3 protein-coding genes are annotated in these 4,035 nt (G+C 41.6%); all 3 read right to left on the reverse strand.

Annotated elements, in window-relative coordinates:
• Positions 1 to 460: 460 nt before the first annotated feature.
• Positions 461 to 892, reverse strand: coding sequence for a hypothetical protein (locus tag AC58P7_RS33325; RefSeq protein WP_497350344.1), 432 nt, complete (start codon positions 890 to 892; stop codon positions 461 to 463).
• Between the two features lie 127 nt (positions 893 to 1,019).
• Positions 1,020 to 1,589 carry a maltose acetyltransferase domain-containing protein gene (locus AC58P7_RS33330; protein WP_497350345.1) on the reverse strand — a complete coding sequence of 190 codons (570 nt, stop codon included), beginning with the start codon at positions 1,587 to 1,589 and terminating at the stop codon, positions 1,020 to 1,022.
• 501 nt (positions 1,590 to 2,090) lie between these two features.
• Positions 2,091 to 3,713, reverse strand: coding sequence for a copper amine oxidase N-terminal domain-containing protein (locus tag AC58P7_RS33335; RefSeq protein WP_497350346.1), 1,623 nt, complete (start codon positions 3,711 to 3,713; stop codon positions 2,091 to 2,093).
• Positions 3,714 to 4,035 lie beyond the last annotated feature (322 nt).

Below are 4,035 nucleotides of genomic sequence, written 5' to 3' on the forward strand. Positions count from 1 at the left end.
ACATAACATGCCCTGACTCTCTTTATTCTTTTACCGAATCCAATAGGGATGAAATCCTGCGAATACACGAGCTTGCGTGAGGAAATTAAATCAAATCGAGGGAGCGTAATGAACTTATAATGTAGTAACAATCAAAACTTACAATTGAAACTCAATTAAATGCTCTTGACACAAACCTAGCCTAACACTCAGTACATTGCATCCAGCCGCTCTACATACACGTTGAAGAAACTGCTTCTGCTTCATTTGTGATTTTAACTCTGTGGAGCCTGTTCTGAACTGTCTTTGATGATGTGTAGCGCATAATCCCTTTGCTTTGATAGGCTTTTCACAATCTCCTGCCAAGCATAAATTATTACCACTCGTAACTGTTTTGGTACGTGCCATATCAAGTTACATCCATTCGTAAGTAGTTGCAAGAAATTATCTAACGCGCGTTTGATCATACCGAAAAGCCTGCCTAGAATTGTCTTCCAAACTGTTCCTTAAATAAGGCTCTGATTGGTTCTACGAAATCTTTATTGGTCTTGTAATATACATTGTTTACATTCCCTGATCGAAACCCAAATTTTTTAACTTCGCCTTCATATAAAGTAATTCCAAATACGTCCCCAGCCCTTACACTTTGGTCCTTTTCAGGTATTAATTTAATATCTTTAATTTGGTTAAGCCAGTTTTGAATTATTGTCCGATCTGCTACTATTTTTCTTTCCCCTGAAGAACCATCAAACAATTCGACTCTATTTACATTAGTTAAATTCCCAGGATAAGCTTCTGTTAATGTAATTGATATTAATTGAGTAGGTTTAGTTTGTTCAGAATATTTTTGTTGAGATGAACATGCACTCAGCAAAAACAAGCTTAAAATCGCAACAAATAAAAATTTTCTCATGAAATCCCCTCTTCCTGAATAACTACTAATCATTTAGACGTTCATCATCCATAAGAGTTCCATCATTTTACAGTATTTCTATCTTGGTTATTCCACTCTAGTCACCCGTTAGCTTAAGCACTTTATCCTATACATTAGCAAATTGCTTGATGACCTTTGCCGGGTTACCACCTACGACCACGTTATCAGGAACATCCTTTGTTACAACTGCTCCGGAAGCAATCACCGCGTTATTACCTATCTTAACGCCCGGGTTTATAATCGCTCGCCCGCCAATCCATACGTTGTGACCGATCATGACCGGCTTTCCAAACTCAGCCCCTGAAATTCTTTCTTGAGCCTCTAAGGGATGAGTCGCAGTATAGATATGAACACCGGGAGCCAGAAAGCAATTATCGCCTATACGAATTTCACAAACGTCGAGAAACACACAATCGAAGTTTGCATAGAAATTCTCACCAACATGTATGTTGTAGCCATAATCGCAGCGGAACGAGGGCTCGACATAAAAGTTATTCCCAGTTGAACCGTATAGCTCCTTTAGTAGCTCTTTTCTTTGTTCATCATCAGTTTCAAGCGATTGATTGAACAGTCGTGTCAACCGGCGTGCGTTCAGACGATCCTTCACCAACTCAGGGTCGGCTGCCTGGTAAAGTTCTCCACCTAACATCTTTTCTTTTTCTGTTTTTGTTTGCATAGGTTTATTCCTTTCGTAGAAAGTTCCTTTTCAATTAATATACACTATCATTTACACCTATTGTCCCAATTGCCTTTTCCTTATTCATGTTGGCCTTGAATGTTGCCAAACATTTTGTATTCGAACTAGCCTGCCCTTTAGCTCAACAGGCAATGACCTTCCATCAACCATCACAGAAGAGATTGTTAAAAATCACTTTTTTATTCATTTTACATTGTGGCAATAATGCGTTGTTCATGTTCAAAAAGTCAGCTAACGATATAAGTTCTTGATTATATTTACGATAATAGTTATATGTTCTTGAACTATAATTCGGCATAAGAGCAAATTAGGATTATGCTGAGCCTAGAGTGTAATCGGGCTCTTTCATATACGCTCGCCGCCGGCACATTTTTCTATAATAACAAAAAAGCCGTCAATTAATTGACGACTTAAAAACACTCTATCCAGCAGAGACGACAAGTCTAATGACAAGAAAACCACAATTTCTTCTGTATCCTTCTAATTCTTTGTTACCTGAATCGAGCGCATTTCTTCGTTCCACTCCGTTTTTCCGCCGAGCTGAGTTATGATGAAGGTCAATGGAACAAAGCTCTTTTCATCCATCGTTAACACTGCCTGTTCCATGAGTATGTTTTTGCCATCCACGATCGCTACATTACTCCCACCGTGCGAAACAATCGTTCGCGAGGTTTGGGGATCTGTTATCGTAATGTTTTGCGTGACGGAGTCCCAAGCCACTTCGGCATTTAAGCGCTCACTGATGAACCGTGTCGGCACCATGGTTACTCCATTTTCGATGAAAGGCTGTTGCGATTTGGGGAAATACTGCCCGGTACCCAGAAAGAGAGGAAATGACACTTTCCCTATTTTTAGATCTTGATTCAGCAGTTGATAGATCGCCGATTTCGGGTCAAAATTTTTCAATATATCATTTGGTTTCGACGCTTTATCCAGAACTAGACTTCCTCCATCGGTTGCGATTACATCCGCCTTTACTTTGCCGTTCACATTCCAGTTCTCCGATGACATCGTTATCTTCACAGCGGATACCCCTTGCGTATCTTTTAGCTGCGGTGCAATCATCACGGTCGTGTTCGACTTCCGCAGCTTAAGGCTGTTGTCGAAGTAAAGATCCGTCTTCATATACGAGCTCTCGTTAAATGTGGCTTCCCAAGGCTTCTTATCCTCTTGGCCAAGGCTTTCTAAGGCGACAAGTAGAATAACAAACATCTGCTTCACTTCGGTATGGATCACTTCAATGGCAATATCGCGATCGTCCAACACGGCTTTGACTCCGGTCACGATCGGGTCCAAGGTTGATTTGAATTGATTCAACGGGTTGACGCCAAGGTTTGGCATATCGTCCATTTCGTCCATCTCATCTAAATGATCGGCATCTTTCGAAAAGTTCACCTTCTCCGACGAATCTGCCGCCAGCGCCTTCTCCCACTCCGCTGAAATCATCGGATACAAGGCGTCATACAGCTGACCGATCAACTCTTTGAGCGCCTGATCATCCTTCATCATATTTTTGATGAACGCTTTTGCCAGAGGCAGCAGCTCTTTGCCCGTGATTTCTCCCTGCAGCTTATGTAGGGATACTTTCTCCCCGTTGATCGTTTCGACCACATTGTCCACATTCAGCTTGCTTGGGTTGGGTAACTGTTTGAACAAATATGACATCACGCTGTTCGACAGTTCCCCGTCGTTCAACTTCGTTTGCAGCTCGGTTAGGAACGCTGTCATCGAAGCGTTGGAAGATTCATCCTGAAGCTGGAATACGATCGGCTTTTTGCCTCCATCGATTTGCAGGACTATTTTTTCTTCCGACACTGAAGCTTGGAAAGGGATACTATATGTACTGATAGACGCTAACCCCTGAATAGAAACCCGCGTGGAGCTCTCCATTTTGATCGAATCGAATTTGAACTTCGTTGTTTCAAATAATTTAAGTATGGCCTGTTCTTCCGGTGAAACTTGAGCCTTTTCATCCCGTATAAGATTAAGCGAGAACTCGCCTGTGCCTTCCATCGATTTCGCGATAACAGCCCCCACCAGTGCTTTGTTAACGTCGAAGTCTCCAATGGACTTACACCCGCTAATAATAACTACCAATACCACGAATAATACAGAAATTTTCTTTGTCCAACTCCGCTCCTTCACAGACTCACCACTGTTTTCCTTCATGCTTGATTTTTAATGATGGATTCGTATTGGGAATTGTAAAATGATGAAACAAATACCAAGGACCATTTGCTAAGACACAAATAGAGGTGAACCGTACCATAAATGAATAAGAGCATATATAAGCAACCAGATGTCGCCACGCTCCACTGCCCGTCCCTCGGTTTTAAGGGTTTATCTCACATATACTCACTCATTCGCAGGATTTTATCACCTTGGTTTGCAGATGTTGTTCATGAGAGCGCTCATCAGACGTAGC

It is taken from the genome of Paenibacillus sp. J22FR5, from assembly GCF_059691975.1.

Coding starts and splice junctions, on each gene's coding strand:
- AC58P7_RS33325 (WP_497350344.1), bottom strand. CDS start 892: ATGAGAAAATTTTTATTTGTTGCGATTTTAAGCTTGTTTTTGCTGAGT.
- AC58P7_RS33330 (WP_497350345.1), bottom strand. CDS start 1,589: ATGCAAACAAAAACAGAAAAAGAAAAGATGTTAGGTGGAGAACTTTAC.